Genomic DNA, 14,003 nt, shown 5'->3' on the forward strand with positions numbered 1-14,003 from the left:
TAACAGCTAAAGGCTAATCATGACTCATGGCTATAGTTTCGTCCCCTCCATGGGTGAATATTCCAGTTTTAAAGCATGCTCTACTTTGTCATCAAAGGCTTGATCATGGGAAACCAGCAAAAGTTGCTCAAATTTGCATTCTTCCTGGGCCTTGCCGATGGCTTCGGCCAACATATTGCGGCTTTCTGCATCCAAGCCATAGGTGGGTTCATCAAAGGCGCAGAAACCTGCTTGGGAAAATTCCTTGACCATGGCCAGTTGCATGGCCATGGCAGCCTTCATTTGCTGGCCACCGGACAGGCTGGTAAAGCGCTTCTCCCCGGACACAGTGGTGACCGTAAGGCTGTAATCTCCCGAGCGCCAGTGAAACTGTGCCGCCTCATTGCTCATCGTATTGTAGATAACCTGGGCCTGGGCTGCCACCCGAGCAGTTAGGCTGCGGGCCACCGGTTCCTGGGCATTTTTCAAAATATACCTTGCCCGCTCAAGAATACTTTCCTGGGCCTGTAAACGGAGCAACTCTCTGTACTGCTCCTCCCGTTGCTGCAGCAACCCCTGCATAACCTTGACCCGCTGCTGCTGTTCTTTCACCAACCGCACAGCTTCGGCCAATTTGCTGGTGGCTTCCCCAAGAGCAAGGTTTGCCTTGGCATAGGTGTCCTTTAGCTCCTTATGCCTGGCTGGATTATAGGCCGCCTCTGCTTGCTGAAACCTTTGCTCCCACTCTATCAATTCTGCCTGTAACCCCTTTAACTTGTCTTGACTTTCCTGCAGCATCGTGAGATATGCCTGCTGTTTTGCCGCCACAGGCTGATTTTGCAAATATAAGGTGTAGCCCGGCAGATGGTTGGCTTTGTTTGCCGTGGCTAAGGCCAGTTTGTTGTCCAGCTCCTGAAAGGGTGCCAATTGCTGTTGCAAATTCTTTATCTCCCGGCGAATTTTGTTTAGTTGGGCTTCAATCCGTTCGGCCCTTTGCTCTGACTCGGCTGCCCTTTGATTAAGTTTCTTAATTTCCTCTGTCAGGTTCTTTAGGGCTGTTTCCTCCGCCGCCAACTCCTTTTTCTGTCCCACCCGCTGGGCCAATGTATCCTGGGCTGCTTTATACCGTTTCTCCACGCTGGGCTGCCATCCCTGATAACGCTCATAAAGGGCCATCTGCAAAGCCTTCATTTCTTCCACCGCAGCCCGGTAGCCGGCCACTTTCATTTTTGAAGTTACAGCCACGCCGCCACTTAACTTGGGTAATTCACCGCCGGATTGCAAAACTTTGGCCAGTACCTCTGCCGCCGCCCGACCCCGGACATCCACCAGCTGCCCATATAGCCCCACGATGCCTTTGGCCAACTGACTGGCCCTAGCCTGTTTCTCCAGCTGACTTTTTTCCTCTGCCAGCAAGTATTCTACTCGCTTTCTTGCCTCGGCAACCAGTTTTAAAGCTTCCTTCTGCGCGATAGCTGTCTGTTGAAACTTCTGAGTCAAGCTATCTAGGTCTGCCTTGGACTTAGCCGGGTTGAACTGGTTGCAAGCTGTCCCCAGCAAGGGACATTGTCCGCCAGATAATCTGGCCAACTGTTGTTCTAGAACAGCCTTCGCTTGGCGGGTTCTTTCTAACTCCAAGCGACATTGCTGCTCCTGTTCTTCAAGCCTCGTAAGTTCTTCTTTTGCCTGGGCTAACTGGCCGGCTATTTTTCCATTTAGCTGCTGTAATATTTGCTCCAAATCTGCCAGCTGTTCAATGGCCGGTTTATTTACCGCACTCATACCCCTTAGCCATTCCACAATGCTGGCCAGATGCTTGCGTAATTCTTCGGCCTGTTTATAAGCCAATTGGCAGTCTGACTCCCCGGCTTGGAACTGCTCCAAGCGAAGGCTAAGCTGCTGCCATCTGGTTTGATAATCCTGCTGCTTCTGGGCAGCATTTTCCCGATCCCGCTGCCCTTCCTGCCCTTTAGCCAGCAAATCCCTGGCCAGACCCATTTCTTCCCTTTGTCCGTTGGCTAGGGTTTTTTGGATTTGATCCCGGGTCAGACGTTCCTTTTCTAAAACACTAATTTGTTGTTCTAGCTCTAGGTAGGCTTGGTAGGCTGCCTGATTTTGTTGAAGCATCCGATTGGCCTGCTTGGCTTCCTCCACCCTGGTAGAACAAGTGGCAGCATCATTGTTAGCCTGGGCAACCAAGTTTTTAGCCTCACTGACCTTTAACCGTGCTGCTTGATAGTTATTCATGAGAATTTCGTACTGTGCCAATTGGCCTGCCGCATGATGCTGCTGCTGTTGGCTTTTTTCTACTAACGCCTCCAGAGTAACCCTTTGTTTGACGGCCTCCTCATATTTTTCCGGGGCATCTTGAAGCTGGGATATTTGCCCTTCTAAGCCGCTAATAACTGCCCGTTGGTTAGCTATCTCCTGCCGAACCTCATCACAGGGACCCTTGAGGTACTCAAAACACTGGCGAAAAATATCTACATCTAATAGTGGGTCAAAGTGGTTCTTGGCCTCGCTGGGCTTCAGATCAAAGGGAATGGTAAAACGTCCTTGCTTGACACCCAACAGACTGTGGTAAACCTCAGCCAAGCGTTCGGAATTTTCCACCCCGGCCAGGTTAGCAATAAAGTCCTTAACTTCTTTTTCCCCTTCTGCTTCGATAAAGTCATCATCCTGCCGAACCACCTTCCAGCGACGTCCGCCATTGCCTACATCCCGCTCTACCCGGTACAAGCAATCCTCGTGCCAGACCCAAACATCCACCTCACCGGCTTTACTGCCATTTCTTAAGAGATAGGTATTCTTAGCCATTCTGGCATTGCCACGCACAGGTTCCGCATCGAAAAGGGCATAGCCAATGGCTTCGATAAGGGTACTTTTGCCTGTTCCATTTTTCCCCGCAATCTGATTAATACCTGGTTCTAGCTGAATGGTAATGCCCTCACCATTCGCCCCTTCACCATAGCTTTTGATATTTTTTAGTCGGATCCTCTGCACCCACATCTAGTCCTCACCTTCCTTTGCCGTTGCCACCGCACGTCGTGGTTGCTCAGCCAATGCCTCTTGTACCAAACGCTCCACCAGTCCACTGCTGTTAAGCCTTTCACGAATTTCCTGGTAACCAACTTGGCTGCGCACATCCTCTTTAAACTGATGAAATAACCCTGCCAAGATATTCGCTTGTTCCTCTAACCCCACCAGGGGATTATGCAATACTAAATCATAAATGGCCGCCCTTTCCAGGGCTTCCCGGGTGGGTACGGCAGCCGCCCCTTGGGCCTCTAACCCTTCGCTGTTAGCCAACTGTAAAGCACCGGAATTTATTTCAACCGCCAATACGGGCAGATCTTCTTCCAGGTAGGAGGCCAAGGCATCGGTATCCAATCTTATCCGCCCCAAATTTACAGCACCGGTCAATTCCAGGCGCACCGCATCCTCTGGCCCGGCCCCCGCCTCTTTTAATAAACTGCTGAGATCCCTCTGAATACCATCCATTGCCCGTTTCGTTTTGTTGCCGTGGGGGGAACAATCATAACGCAGGCTGATGACTCTTCTTTTGGGTACATTGAGAATTTCCGCCCTTTGCAGAGGGTTGATTGCCGTGGGATCAATTTCTACCAGAGCCATACCCCTGGGCTGCCCGTCGTAGCGGCTCTCTTCCAATCTTACATGCTCCGGGGAACCTGGGTTAAGGGCCCACCCGCCGTGGTTTAAGGGCTTATGTATGTGTCCCAGGGCCAAGTAATCAACCTGCTGATGAAGAAATTCCAATGTCTCCTTGGCAAAGCCGCCCCCTTCCTGCACCATATAGTCCGGTCCAGCATGGAGCAGCATCACAGTGGCCCTGACAGAGTCCTTGGGCCACTGTGTCATGGCCTCCCAAATAAGACGTGCCCTCTTAATGGTGCCAGCCCCCAAGTAACCGGCACCAACGATCCTGACACCTTTATAGTCGATATAAGAACCTCTTCTGGTTTTTTCATCCCAGGGGGTAAGCACAGGTCCCTCGGCCTGAAAGGGTATGGTCAGTAGGTGAAGCAGTCCTATATCATTTAAATAACGCACCCAGGTATGGGTTTCCCCGGTCACCGTGGCCCGGTCATGGTTGCCTTCAATGGCAAAGACCGGTATATTCGCTTCTTGCAAAGGCAGCAAACAGGTGGTGGCCTGCCGCAAAATAGGTGGCTGAATATTTGGGGAGTCATATAAATCCCCCGCCAGCAGCAGACCATCCACCCTTTGCTCCAGGGCATACTGTACAATATAGTCTAGGGCCTTAGCAAAGTCATCATCGGGCAGTTTACCGCCCAGACGCTGGCGGCCCAAATGAATATCGGAACAATGTATAAATTTTAGTGCTGACATGGTTTGCACTTCCTTTTTTCACAAGATTCCTGCTTGTCCTGATCAATTATACCGGAATCTCGAACGGCCTGTCACTTCTATAAAGAATGCATAAATGTGGTTTGAAAAGAAATAATAAGAAAAAACAAGGAGGTGCCCCATTTGTTGAAGGCTCTCAGTCTTGCTAACCTAAACGAAATTCAGCGCAATGTTTTAATCTTTGTGCGAGAGCATACATCACCGGACGGAATGTTGATTTACCCCCTAAAAGATATGGGTAAATCACTGGGCTATTCAGAATTAGAAGTCCAGCGGGCCCTACGAAATTTGGAAGAACTAAATCTGGTGGATTATCGCGAAGGTGAAAATCCAGAGGACCCCAACATGATCCTTTATAAAGACGAATGGTTAGATTCTTACAGCCAAAACCATTAAATGGGAAAGGCCCCTCACCAAATGGCGAAGGGCCTTTGTCTTTTTGTCTTACTTATCTACGGGTGCTTTCTCACGGAAAAGGGAAGGAATCAACAGAATACCGGATAAACCGACTAAGCTGTAGATTACTTTGCTCAGGATAGAAGATTCACGCACAGCATCTCCACCCAAAAGGGCTGCAACCAAATCGTAGCTGAATAGGCCAACTAACAACCAGTTTAATGCCCCGATGATCACCAGTACTAAAGCAACTCTTGATAATGTTTCCACCAAATAGAACCTCCTCGAAAAAATAATTTCGAGTGGTATTATTGCCGTTTTTTTCTAAAAGCAAACATTTTTATTTATTATTTAAAGACTTCTTCAAACAACTCATCCTCCGGCCCTTCATCAAGGATGGTAAAATTAACTTCCAGTTTGCTGCCTTCCTTGGCCTCTGGAGGTAAAAAACTGCGCGGCACCTGCCACATGATTTTTCCTGACACCTCTAAAACAGCCCAATCTGCTTCAAAGCGATCGATCACTGCCCTCATCGGCTCGCCCTCCTAAAACCTGCCTGCACTGCCTCATCCTCTGTTTTAAACCAAGCCTCTGGTTTGGTTTGTTCATAATTCCGCTGCCCGGGCAGGTGGTAAATTTTATCACCGTTTTTATTAATGTTGCCCTTAATTAGGCCTTTAGCATTTTTATCTACATAGACCGAGGTATCCTTGGCTATCGGTACCTCCCCTTTTGTTGTTATAGTTTGGTTTTCTACTGTAATTTTTTTGCCATCCGATACCAAAACCAGGGTGCCCTGTTGGGCCGTCTGATAAACCTCAACCTTACTGGTCTTTAACCTTTCCAGGATTTCACGGTGGGGATGGCCATAATCATTCTTGGCCGCCACTGAGATCACCGCTACCTGTGGATTCACTGCCTTGAGGAATTTTTCCCCGGTGGCAGTGTAACTGCCGTGATGACCCACCTTTAGCACGTTAGCCCTTAGGTCATAACCTTTGGTTATCATCTCCTGCTCCGAAAGGATGCCGGCATCCCCGGTCAGTAAAAAAGCAGTTTCGCCAAAAGAAATCTTACTAACGATACTATAATCATTCAGTTCCTCATAACTGCTACTGTTGGGTGCCAGAATCTCCACTCGGGCATCACCCAAGGTAAAACTTTGTCCTCCACTGGCTGCGGTGGCCTTTATATTTTTCGCCTTCATAGCACGTAAAACATCCTGATAGGTTTCCGTAGCATGATTAACTTTGGGTAAATATATTTGCTCCACCGAAAAATGTTTAATTACATCATCCATGCCACCGATATGATCTTCGTGAGGGTGGGTCCCGATGACCACTTGCAGCTTTTTTATACCCTGTTGATTAAGGTAGCGAACCATCAGCTCTCCATCAGCATTATTGCCGGCATCCACCAGCATAGCCTGATCACTATTTTGTACCAAAATTGCATCCGCCTGGCCCACATCAATAAAATGAACCTTCAGAGTACCGGCTGGTGCCGTGATGATTTTTGGTATATCTGCCTTAGGACCCTCGGTTTCAGGTTGACTGCAACCAGTAACCAACATTAAAATACAGAGTAATAGTGGTAGGATAAATTTTTTCATGTTTTCTCTCCCTTGTTGATAGGATGGTACAGTAGAATATTATACCATACGCACCAGTACCTGACTGGGGCTATTATTTTAATTTTTTGCGAATTATTTTGTACACGCTATTGGATATGATAAGATAAAGCAAAGGAAGGAGTTGTTTTGGATGAACAAAAAGCTTCTTATCGTGGGTGCATTGATTCTGGCCCTTGTAGCCTTAACCATTCCCGCCGCCTTTGCCGCCGATACTGACACTCCGGCTAAGGCATGGTTTGAGCAACGAATGGCTTCTAAGAGAGTTCAAGTTGATCAGGCTGTGCAAAATGGCACCCTAACTCCGGAGCAGGGGCAGGCCTGGCAACAACATTTTGATAAAATGAGTGAATTTCGGGCTCAGAACGGCTACACCTGCCCCGGTGCTGGTCCCGGCAAATGTGGCTTAGGCCCAGGTGCTGGCATGGGACGTAACGGTGGCGGTCCCTGGCAGAATAATCCTTCTGCCCAAATTCAATAATGGTAAAATCAAAAGCGGCCCCTGGGGGTCGCTTTCGATTTTTTTGCTTACTGTAAAAAATTTGTTATACCCCGGGCAATGGCATTGGCAACCTGCTCTTGATAGGCTGGATCCTGTAGCCGCTTCCTTTCCTCTGAGTTACAAAGCCAGCCTGCTTCCACGATGACTACGGGTATGGTCATGTTTTGGAATAAGTAAAAATCATCTGGCCGAGGTTCCTTTTCCCTGACCTTGGGCAGCCTGTTGGTCTCCCGTTGAATGGCCTGGGCTAACCTTTTACTTTTCTCATCACTGGGATTGTAGTAAACAAGAACACCATTGTCCTGGCCTTCACCGGTATTGATGTGGATGCTAACAAAAACCTCACCCTGAAACCTCTGGGCCACGGCAATACGATGGTCTAGGTCAAGCCGCTCGGCCTGCTTGGTGTAAACACCATTTTGTGTGAAATCCTGATCCTTTTCCCGGGTCAATTGAACCTGATGCTGTTTCATAGACCGAGCTATCTTTTGGGCAATGGCCAAATTTATATCCTTTTCCATTACCCCTTCTCGACAGGCACCAGGATCTGAACCCCCATGTCCTGGATCAATAATAACCACATGTTTGGGTAAAGGCTTTTTTTGAGGTTTTTGGGGTGAACTTTCTGCCTCCGTTTTATAAAGACATCCCTTTAGAAAAAAGCCCACGGGTAGCATCACAATAACAACTAAAATTGGCCAAAACCACGGATGTCTTTGTTTTCTGTAGGGTCCTTTGATATACATATTCATTACCTTCACTTATTTATTTTGGTTTGCCCTTATGCATATCGGAAGGTTTATACTTTCCGATATGCCAAATCTAGTTTTACTTTTTTAAAGGAAACCCATTCATAAAAAGAAAAAAGCACTGCCCCAAAAGCAGTGCCTTTCTTATGATCATAGCCTATAGGAAAATAACCAGCAGCACAATGGCGATGATTAATAGGAATATAAAAAAGCAAACGCAAACCGGCAATAGAAAACTAGGAAAACAAGAGTTAGCTTGTGTCATAATCTCAACCCCTTTTTCCTACAATCTATGACACATTAACAAAAGATGTGAATTCATTCGGTCTTTTCTTTTTAACTAAATAATAGAATCACATCCCAAGCATTATCCCAGGGTGTGACTTTCAGCCTTCCTGGCAGTAAAGGTTTGTATGGACCGATACCCTGTTCCCCTGGCCAACGTAAGGGCTTGATCGTAATCCGCCCCAACATCCTCCGGATTGTGGGCGTCGGAGTTGATCACAATCGGTACTCCATTGAGAAAGCATGTTTTCAATAATAAAGGCTGGGGATACATTTCACCCACTGGCTTTCTTAGGCCAGCGGTACTAATTTCAATACAGGTACCACTATTGGCAAAAGCCCGGGCAATCCGGTCATACTGTTCCTGAAGAAAATCTTGATTCGTAGGAATATATTTAAAAATTTTCGCCAGATCCAGGTGGGCTGCAATATCAAAAAGGCGGCTCTCAATCAGGGACTCAACCCGATCAAAATAGTCCCGCCACACATCTTCAACTTTACGTCTTTCCCACTCTTCCTTCATTTCCGACAAATCAATACCCCACTGATCAATCCAATGGACTGAACCAATCACATAATCAAAGGGATAGCCATCGATAAATTCTTTAATTTCCTTCTCCTTACCAGGAAAGTAGTCAATTTCTATACCAAACTTAACATTAATCCCCTCTGCCCTGGCCTGTAAGATCATATTTAGATAGTCGTCCATCTTCTCCGTTTGCCTTTGTTCAACCCAATGGTTCCAAAAAATATGCTTTGTCTCAATAAACCTGTAAGCATGCTCCGAAATTCCCCAATCATTAATGCCCACATGCCGGGCATGTTCATAAAACTTCCGCAGCCACTCTACTGTGTACTGTCCTTTTTCCACATGAATATGATAATCTGTTAACATTTTGCACCCACCTTGTTGTCGTATATAGAATTATGTTGTTGTATATAGAAACTATATTAAGACTTCTAAAAAAAATCAATAAATCTTGCTGTATACATTCAAAGCCCTACCTTGCACGATTGATTTCAGTTGCAAACTCATTAAGAGCCATTGCATTAAGCCCCGCAAAACCCGTGGATAAAACATTGTTACTGGCCAAGCGGACAACGATAGAATAATAAGCATCCTTATTTAAGCCCCAATCAAACAGGCATTTTAGGCTGCATACAGAGAAAACATTCGATTCATATTTTTTTAGCAGAAAACCTCTTCTTATTTCTTCGATGATCCAAAACTTATTATCGGAAGATTCATTACAGTGCTGACAAACAGGAAAGGTCTCCAATAAATGCATAATTGTATTTTCTACCCTTTCCCGATCCTTTTCTTTTTCTGATCCCCAATGGGTACTCATAAAAACTATATCCTTAACTAGCAGTTCCTTGTCCACCGAATCATGCCACTCCTTAATTATTAACATAAGCCAACATTGTTGACATTGCTTATTTTACCATATAAAATCATTAATACGGCAGCTAATAATCTCTTAATAAATATTGTTGCTTTCCAAGAATCATTATGTTATTATATTTTGTGTTGGCTCAAGAATTGTCCCAGTAGCTCAGCTGGATAGAGCAACGGACTTCTAATCCGTAGGTCGGGGGTTCGAATCCCTCCTGGGACGCCAGAAAACGTAGAAATGGCAAGGCTTTCAAGGTTGGAAGCCCTTGCCATTTTTCTTTTTTAGGGGAAACTTCTAATATTCTTCTAATGTACGGTATGGAACTATTGAAAAAGAGGTTATTATACTCCGTTATGTTCTTTCCGTCAGTGATTTTGGGGGAATTATTTTTGATTATATTCCGGCAAGTTTCAATCCCCTTCACAGAATTTTAAGTCCTTCAACACACCTTGATTTTACTGGCATCTAAAGTGTAAGCTATGAAATTACTGGATTTCTTTTTTGCTAGTTAATAATCAACTTTGGTAAGTTTGGGTAATTTTGGTGACATGTTGACGACGTTCTGGCGATGTTTTTCACCCAGTTATATGGGTAAGTTAATCATGAAAACATTTCCATATTCTATCAAACAACTGAATAGTCCGGCACCAATGGCTATAATTATGTATTTTACAACTATATTATTTAATACAATTATATCTGTCAGATTAGAACCTAAAAAACAACCATTATAACCACCTATAATCATATAATACCCCCAATTATTCCACTCCTTTTAAACATAAACTTAATATCACCTTATTCTTTATCATGCCATTTAGATCAATATATGGATTATGGAAAGTTTACAAGATCAGTTTTTCCGCAGCATGCCTCTTTATAAAATACGCAACAACAATAGTCCATTGAAAGTTTAGGGAAGCAAAAGAACCGTCCCCTTGCTTCCCCCAAGACCTGGTGCCTCAAAGATATAATCATTCGGAAACGATTGGACCCTTGCAGCTTCTCTTACAGTTAGTGTCCTTGCCTGACTGCTATCTGGATGAATAAATCTGTTACCATCTTTAAAAGTTCTTTATCTTTGGAATCATCGCTTTTGAGTAAATGTTTGGAAGAGGTGCCTTCTTTCATACCTTCGAATAGCCTGACATCTGTTTCTTGCTGACTTCGGGCTATATGTTCAGTAATCCTATTGTTAGCAAAGCTTGGGCATGCCACTGCCGCCTTTATGCTTGATAGATATTCCCATGCCATTCCATCCAAACAAAAACAAGCTGCCATCAAGGCGGGGGAAGCTGTTTTGTAAGGGGCAAAAATCCTCTATTGCAGGAGGCGGCTGCATCTGGTAAATTTACCGAGAAGGAAGCTCGTAAAACTGGCTAATAACTAGGCAGGGGATGGAAAGAATATGGCCATAAACCAACCATCGAAAAGTAAGTGGCTTAGAAATGTCTGATGGATAAGGTTGCACTATGCTCAAGATAAAGAAACAGGGGTTATAGTATACCATTTCGCTTAAAGACAAAATAAAAATAGCCCCCACCTCTCGGCGGGGGCTTTGGTAAAGAGAGGAATTGCGCCTACTGGCACATGTCGACGTGTTGATTTTATCACACGGAATCTCCTGTTATCTATAGGAAGTAATATCCATCTACGGCCACACTTTTGTCCTATCCCATAAGTAAAAGTAAGTGGATAAAAAGCCCCAGGGAAACCTGGGGCTAATCAGTCAACGACAACATAAGGTCCCGGCCACAAAAGACCTGGCTTTCCGCAGAGGAAGGCTATGTCTTTTTTATGGTAAAGCATGGTATGATGGATTCAAAGTTTATGAAACCACTCAGACAAACAGGAATTTGTTGAACATCCCAGACTTCACATTATTGCATAAAAGGAGCATAAGGCAAATGGAAAAGCGCCGTAAATTATATCTTCCTGACAGTAATTGCTCCAATTTATCTGAAGAAAGAGAAGAAACAGAAGTCGCAGGAAATGCGCCTTGTCCATGCTGCCGATTTATTACGATTCCGAATGTTGGGGATGCTCTGGCTTACATCTGCCCCGTCTGTTTTTGGGAAATTGATTCTTTTATTCAGTCGGAAAACGAGCCAAGCGACCAAAATCATGGATTGTCTTTATTCCAGGCAAGAGATAACTATGTAAAATACGGCGCCGCAATGCCTGAACTGAAGATTTATTGCAGAAGCCCCAAAGAGTCTGAATTTCCAAGAAAATGAACATAATGAGATACGGACAAATTGAAATTTGTCCGCCACACCATAAGCAATATCCTACTACTTATTCTGTACTATTCTTTCTTGCCGTGATAGCAATTGTCGTAAAAAAGTAAGAAATTCGCAGGAGGAATATCAGCTAAATACGCTAATATCCCATTAACACAAAAACAAAAAAGGAGGTTATGTTATGGAAAATAGTGTTGGCGGAGTCGTTATAGTTGTGGAAAATCGGGAAAAACTGGCTCCGAAGGTAAATGCCATTTTAACAGAGTTTGGTGAATTAGTTGTGGGACGAGTTGGTCTACCCTACCGTGAAAAAAATAAGTATGTCATTACCATCGTGGTGGACGGAGACGCTGCCGTAGTGGGTGAAATGGTTAAAAAACTGGAAGCACTGGGGGAAATTCAAGTTAAAGTTGCACTAAGTGGCATCTGTAACGCATAAGACATTTTTAAAAAAGTTTAATGAATTTAAAATCAATACCTCTAGCGTTATTGCTAGAGGTATTTTCGCCCTGATTAATTAAGTGGTGGTAATCTTCCTACATTCCAGATAAAACCTTTTTTCTTCTGCCTCACCCATTGAAAAGGTTTTTCTAGGTAACACCCCGTCTAAAATAACGGTCTTAAATAAATCATGTTTGTCCATTGGTTCAAGGTAAAAGCCAATGTTTCCATCCTGTGAAGCCAGGGAACTCAAAACATCTTCCCCATGAATATAATCAATTTTCAAGTTTCCTTCGTTGTCAGAAATATCATTGAGGGCCTTCTGGAGGGTTGCAACCTCTAGGTTGAATTTGGGATGTTGAACTACTAATAGGCCTCTAGAAGTACCGGTAATATAGGGAATAACGTGGCAATCTCCACTGGCAGTAAGTTTTTTTCCCTCTTGCTCCAACTCTGCCTTGTTATTAAATTCTTGAAAATAGGCTTTTGAGTTATTTCTATTACAGTATCCAACAATACGATCTAATAAGTTTTTTCCATTGACGTTGAACACAACCCTGTGAATGGGTTCAAAGGTTAGTCCCTGATCATGAACGTTTACAACCTCTACCATAGCATAACGTGCAGGGTGGTTTTCAAACTCACTGGCTGTCAAACTAGCTTTTATATTTTCCCAAACAGCTTTAGCAGTAGCCAAAGAATGGTTACCATCTCCGGCTGCGAACAGCAGTACATCTTTTTCTGGGCCTACCCCATATTTTGCCCTAAAGGATTCGGGTTTTGCCAAACTTACAAAGGCCTTCATGATGCTTTCTTCCATGGCGGAATCACTTACCCTGTAACCCTTAATGTGACCACCATTCATCATTAATTCAAAATCATAGAGCCGTTCCATTCTTTCGGTTTGTGCTGACAGGGGCTCAATTACTGTCATTTCCGGATCATCTATAAGGAGCATAACATGGGGAACTTCAATGGGGGCATTTTCCCTGACCTTTATTCTAGGAGGCAATCTGTCTAAAACTGTACCTTCAGTGGCTCGAATCAAGGTCTTGGCACCAGGGTTATAGTCATATTGCTCTAGGTCAATGGCAATTAGCAAACCCTTTCTTGATCCGGTATGGGCTGTTTTACGATCAATATAGATAAAGCCCTTTCCCTTTTCTACCAATAGTTTGTCAGCGATGTACCGCCTCATCGTATCGTTAATATTCGTTATTCTCTCCTCTGCCCTACCCTCTTCTAGATAAACCTCGGGAAATATTAGGCGCAAAGTTGAAGGTTCCCCTGCTACAATTCTTTCCACTTCTGACCAGTATTCCGGCTGAGATGAATATTGATCGCAGGCCACAACGGACCACTTGTTTAAATTAATTGTTATTTCCGGCAAAAGTACTTCAGGTGGTTTTATTCCAATGTTCTTTATCGACAAAATTATCAACCTCCAAATCAATCTTTTTGGGCCATATTTCCCAATCCACAAGTTTTTAGTTCCTTAGCCATATCTTCACAACCTCTTTTATTGTATCAAATTAAGACTATTCCATCATTACAAAATACTCAGTATACATAATATTTCAGAAAAATCAAAGAAATATGGGTCTATTTCTCAAGTGTCAGGGGGAAGGTTCTTCTGACAACAGCTAAATAAATTTTTTAAATATCAAAAAAAACTTCTTTACCCTCTTTACAAGTTCTATAACAGATAGTATAATATCGTCAAGGGGAACGCCAAGTTTAGGTTAAGGTTAAACACTGAGTTCTGTTTAAGTTAGGTTTGTTTTAAAGAGTGTCATGTGTTAAGTCTAAGTCCAAAAAGTAAAGTAATGTTTTGGAAAACCCAAATTCTCGTGATTCCCTTGGTAATTAGTAAGAGGTAATTTGGTAAGTAAGTGAAAATTTAAATTGAGGAAAGTTGGAACCCTAGATAATTAAGTTATTCGGTAAGTTAGGTAAGTTTAATTGTTAAATGGCGTTCCCCATTAAGGAGAA

Annotated in this window: 14 protein-coding genes, 1 tRNA gene and 1 pseudogene; 5 read left to right on the plus strand and 11 right to left on the minus strand. The window is 44.0% G+C overall.

Annotation, left to right across the window (positions count from 1 at the left end):
• Positions 1 to 30: 30 nt before the first annotated feature.
• Both V6C11_RS14495 and V6C11_RS14500 read right to left on the minus strand, forming a co-directional pair.
• Complete coding sequence (locus tag V6C11_RS14495; RefSeq protein WP_333531911.1) at positions 31 to 2,988, minus strand: SMC family ATPase; 2,958 nt, start codon at positions 2,986 to 2,988, stop codon at positions 31 to 33.
• Positions 2,989 to 4,350 (minus strand): metallophosphoesterase family protein, encoded by a 1,362-nt coding sequence (locus V6C11_RS14500; RefSeq protein ID WP_333531912.1) that lies wholly within the window; start codon positions 4,348 to 4,350, stop codon positions 2,989 to 2,991. It abuts the gene before it with no gap.
• A 132-nt stretch (positions 4,351 to 4,482) separates the two neighbouring features.
• On the opposite strand from V6C11_RS14500, the gene V6C11_RS14505 reads away from it, so the two are divergent.
• The gene (locus V6C11_RS14505) at positions 4,483 to 4,764 is read left to right on the plus strand and encodes a MarR family transcriptional regulator (RefSeq protein ID WP_333531913.1); all 282 of its coding nucleotides are present in this window, start codon (positions 4,483 to 4,485) and stop codon (positions 4,762 to 4,764) included.
• 48 nt (positions 4,765 to 4,812) lie between these two features.
• On the opposite strand, the gene V6C11_RS14510 is transcribed toward V6C11_RS14505, so the two are convergent.
• The 3 genes from V6C11_RS14510 to V6C11_RS14520 all read right to left on the minus strand — a co-directional run bounded on the left by V6C11_RS14510 (position 4,813) and on the right by V6C11_RS14520 (position 6,376).
• Positions 4,813 to 5,034, minus strand: coding sequence for a DUF378 domain-containing protein (locus V6C11_RS14510; RefSeq protein WP_333531914.1), 222 nt, complete (start codon positions 5,032 to 5,034; stop codon positions 4,813 to 4,815).
• Positions 5,035 to 5,111: 77 nt separating this feature from the next.
• A complete protein-coding gene (locus V6C11_RS14515; protein ID WP_333531915.1) occupies positions 5,112 to 5,297 on the minus strand; it encodes a DUF3006 domain-containing protein in 186 nt (61 codons plus the stop codon).
• The gene (locus V6C11_RS14520; protein WP_333531916.1) at positions 5,294 to 6,376 is read right to left on the minus strand and encodes a ComEC/Rec2 family competence protein; all 1,083 of its coding nucleotides are present in this window, start codon (positions 6,374 to 6,376) and stop codon (positions 5,294 to 5,296) included. Before V6C11_RS14520 ends, V6C11_RS14515 begins: the two co-directional genes overlap by 4 nt.
• A gap of 151 nt (positions 6,377 to 6,527) precedes the next feature.
• Here V6C11_RS14520 and V6C11_RS14525 point away from each other — a divergent pair, with 151 nt between their 5' ends.
• The gene (locus V6C11_RS14525; protein ID WP_333531917.1) at positions 6,528 to 6,875 is read left to right on the plus strand and encodes a DUF2680 domain-containing protein; all 348 of its coding nucleotides are present in this window, start codon (positions 6,528 to 6,530) and stop codon (positions 6,873 to 6,875) included.
• 47 nt (positions 6,876 to 6,922) lie between these two features.
• On the opposite strand, the gene V6C11_RS14530 is transcribed toward V6C11_RS14525, so the two are convergent.
• The 3 genes from V6C11_RS14530 to V6C11_RS14540 all read right to left on the minus strand — a co-directional run bounded on the left by V6C11_RS14530 (position 6,923) and on the right by V6C11_RS14540 (position 9,315).
• Positions 6,923 to 7,642: an N-acetylmuramoyl-L-alanine amidase family protein gene (locus V6C11_RS14530; protein ID WP_333531918.1), complete on the minus strand. Its 720-nt coding sequence runs from the start codon at positions 7,640 to 7,642 to the stop codon at positions 6,923 to 6,925.
• A gap of 370 nt (positions 7,643 to 8,012) precedes the next feature.
• A complete protein-coding gene (locus V6C11_RS14535; protein ID WP_333531919.1) occupies positions 8,013 to 8,825 on the minus strand; it encodes a histidinol-phosphatase in 813 nt (270 codons plus the stop codon).
• Between the two features lie 106 nt (positions 8,826 to 8,931).
• On the minus strand, positions 8,932 to 9,315 hold the full coding sequence (locus V6C11_RS14540) for a hypothetical protein (RefSeq protein ID WP_333531920.1): 384 nt from the start codon (positions 9,313 to 9,315) through the stop codon (positions 8,932 to 8,934).
• A gap of 160 nt (positions 9,316 to 9,475) precedes the next feature.
• Between V6C11_RS14540 and V6C11_RS14545 the strand changes: the two genes are divergently transcribed.
• Positions 9,476 to 9,552 (plus strand) — tRNA-Arg (locus tag V6C11_RS14545).
• Between the two features lie 730 nt (positions 9,553 to 10,282).
• Here V6C11_RS14545 and V6C11_RS14550 read toward each other — a convergent pair.
• Together V6C11_RS14550 and V6C11_RS14555 are read right to left on the minus strand one after the other, a co-directional pair.
• Positions 10,283 to 10,393: pseudogene (locus tag V6C11_RS14550) on the minus strand (DNA cytosine methyltransferase); the annotation flags it as partial.
• Positions 10,342 to 10,581, minus strand: coding sequence for a hypothetical protein (locus V6C11_RS14555; protein WP_333531921.1), 240 nt, complete (start codon positions 10,579 to 10,581; stop codon positions 10,342 to 10,344). The gene V6C11_RS14555 and the pseudogene V6C11_RS14550, both read right to left, overlap by 52 nt.
• A gap of 653 nt (positions 10,582 to 11,234) precedes the next feature.
• On the opposite strand from V6C11_RS14555, the gene V6C11_RS14560 reads away from it, so the two are divergent.
• Both V6C11_RS14560 and V6C11_RS14565 read left to right on the plus strand, forming a co-directional pair.
• On the plus strand, positions 11,235 to 11,564 hold the full coding sequence (locus tag V6C11_RS14560) for a CPCC family cysteine-rich protein (RefSeq protein ID WP_333531922.1): 330 nt from the start codon (positions 11,235 to 11,237) through the stop codon (positions 11,562 to 11,564).
• Positions 11,565 to 11,751: 187 nt separating this feature from the next.
• Positions 11,752 to 12,009 (plus strand): TM1266 family iron-only hydrogenase system putative regulator, encoded by a 258-nt coding sequence (locus tag V6C11_RS14565; protein ID WP_333531923.1) that lies wholly within the window; start codon positions 11,752 to 11,754, stop codon positions 12,007 to 12,009.
• Between the two features lie 78 nt (positions 12,010 to 12,087).
• Here the strand turns inward: V6C11_RS14565 and V6C11_RS14570 are convergent, their stop codons facing one another.
• Positions 12,088 to 13,443, minus strand: coding sequence for a DUF1015 domain-containing protein (locus V6C11_RS14570; protein WP_333531924.1), 1,356 nt, complete (start codon positions 13,441 to 13,443; stop codon positions 12,088 to 12,090).
• Between the last annotated feature and the right edge of the window lie 560 nt (positions 13,444 to 14,003).

The sequence above is a fragment of the Desulfotomaculum sp. 1211_IL3151 genome, assembly GCF_036763075.1.
In the GTDB taxonomy this organism is placed as follows: Bacteria; Bacillota; Desulfotomaculia; order Desulfotomaculales; family Desulfotomaculaceae; genus Desulfotomaculum.

What these genes read in the sequence shown, in the direction of transcription:
- V6C11_RS14495 (WP_333531911.1), bottom strand. Translation starts at nt 2,988, where the DNA reads ATGTGGGTGCAGAGGATCCGACTAAAAAATATCAAAAGCTATGGTGAA.
- V6C11_RS14500 (WP_333531912.1), bottom strand. Translation starts at nt 4,350, where the DNA reads ATGTCAGCACTAAAATTTATACATTGTTCCGATATTCATTTGGGCCGC.
- V6C11_RS14515 (WP_333531915.1), bottom strand. Translation starts at nt 5,297, where the DNA reads ATGAGGGCAGTGATCGATCGCTTTGAAGCAGATTGGGCTGTTTTAGAG.
- V6C11_RS14520 (WP_333531916.1), bottom strand. Translation starts at nt 6,376, where the DNA reads ATGAAAAAATTTATCCTACCACTATTACTCTGTATTTTAATGTTGGTT.
- V6C11_RS14525 (WP_333531917.1), top strand. Translation starts at nt 6,528, where the DNA reads ATGAACAAAAAGCTTCTTATCGTGGGTGCATTGATTCTGGCCCTTGTA.
- V6C11_RS14530 (WP_333531918.1), bottom strand. Translation starts at nt 7,642, where the DNA reads ATGTATATCAAAGGACCCTACAGAAAACAAAGACATCCGTGGTTTTGG.
- V6C11_RS14535 (WP_333531919.1), bottom strand. Translation starts at nt 8,825, where the DNA reads ATGTTAACAGATTATCATATTCATGTGGAAAAAGGACAGTACACAGTA.
- V6C11_RS14555 (WP_333531921.1), bottom strand. Translation starts at nt 10,581, where the DNA reads ATGGCATGGGAATATCTATCAAGCATAAAGGCGGCAGTGGCATGCCCA.
- V6C11_RS14560 (WP_333531922.1), top strand. Translation starts at nt 11,235, where the DNA reads ATGGAAAAGCGCCGTAAATTATATCTTCCTGACAGTAATTGCTCCAAT.
- V6C11_RS14565 (WP_333531923.1), top strand. Translation starts at nt 11,752, where the DNA reads ATGGAAAATAGTGTTGGCGGAGTCGTTATAGTTGTGGAAAATCGGGAA.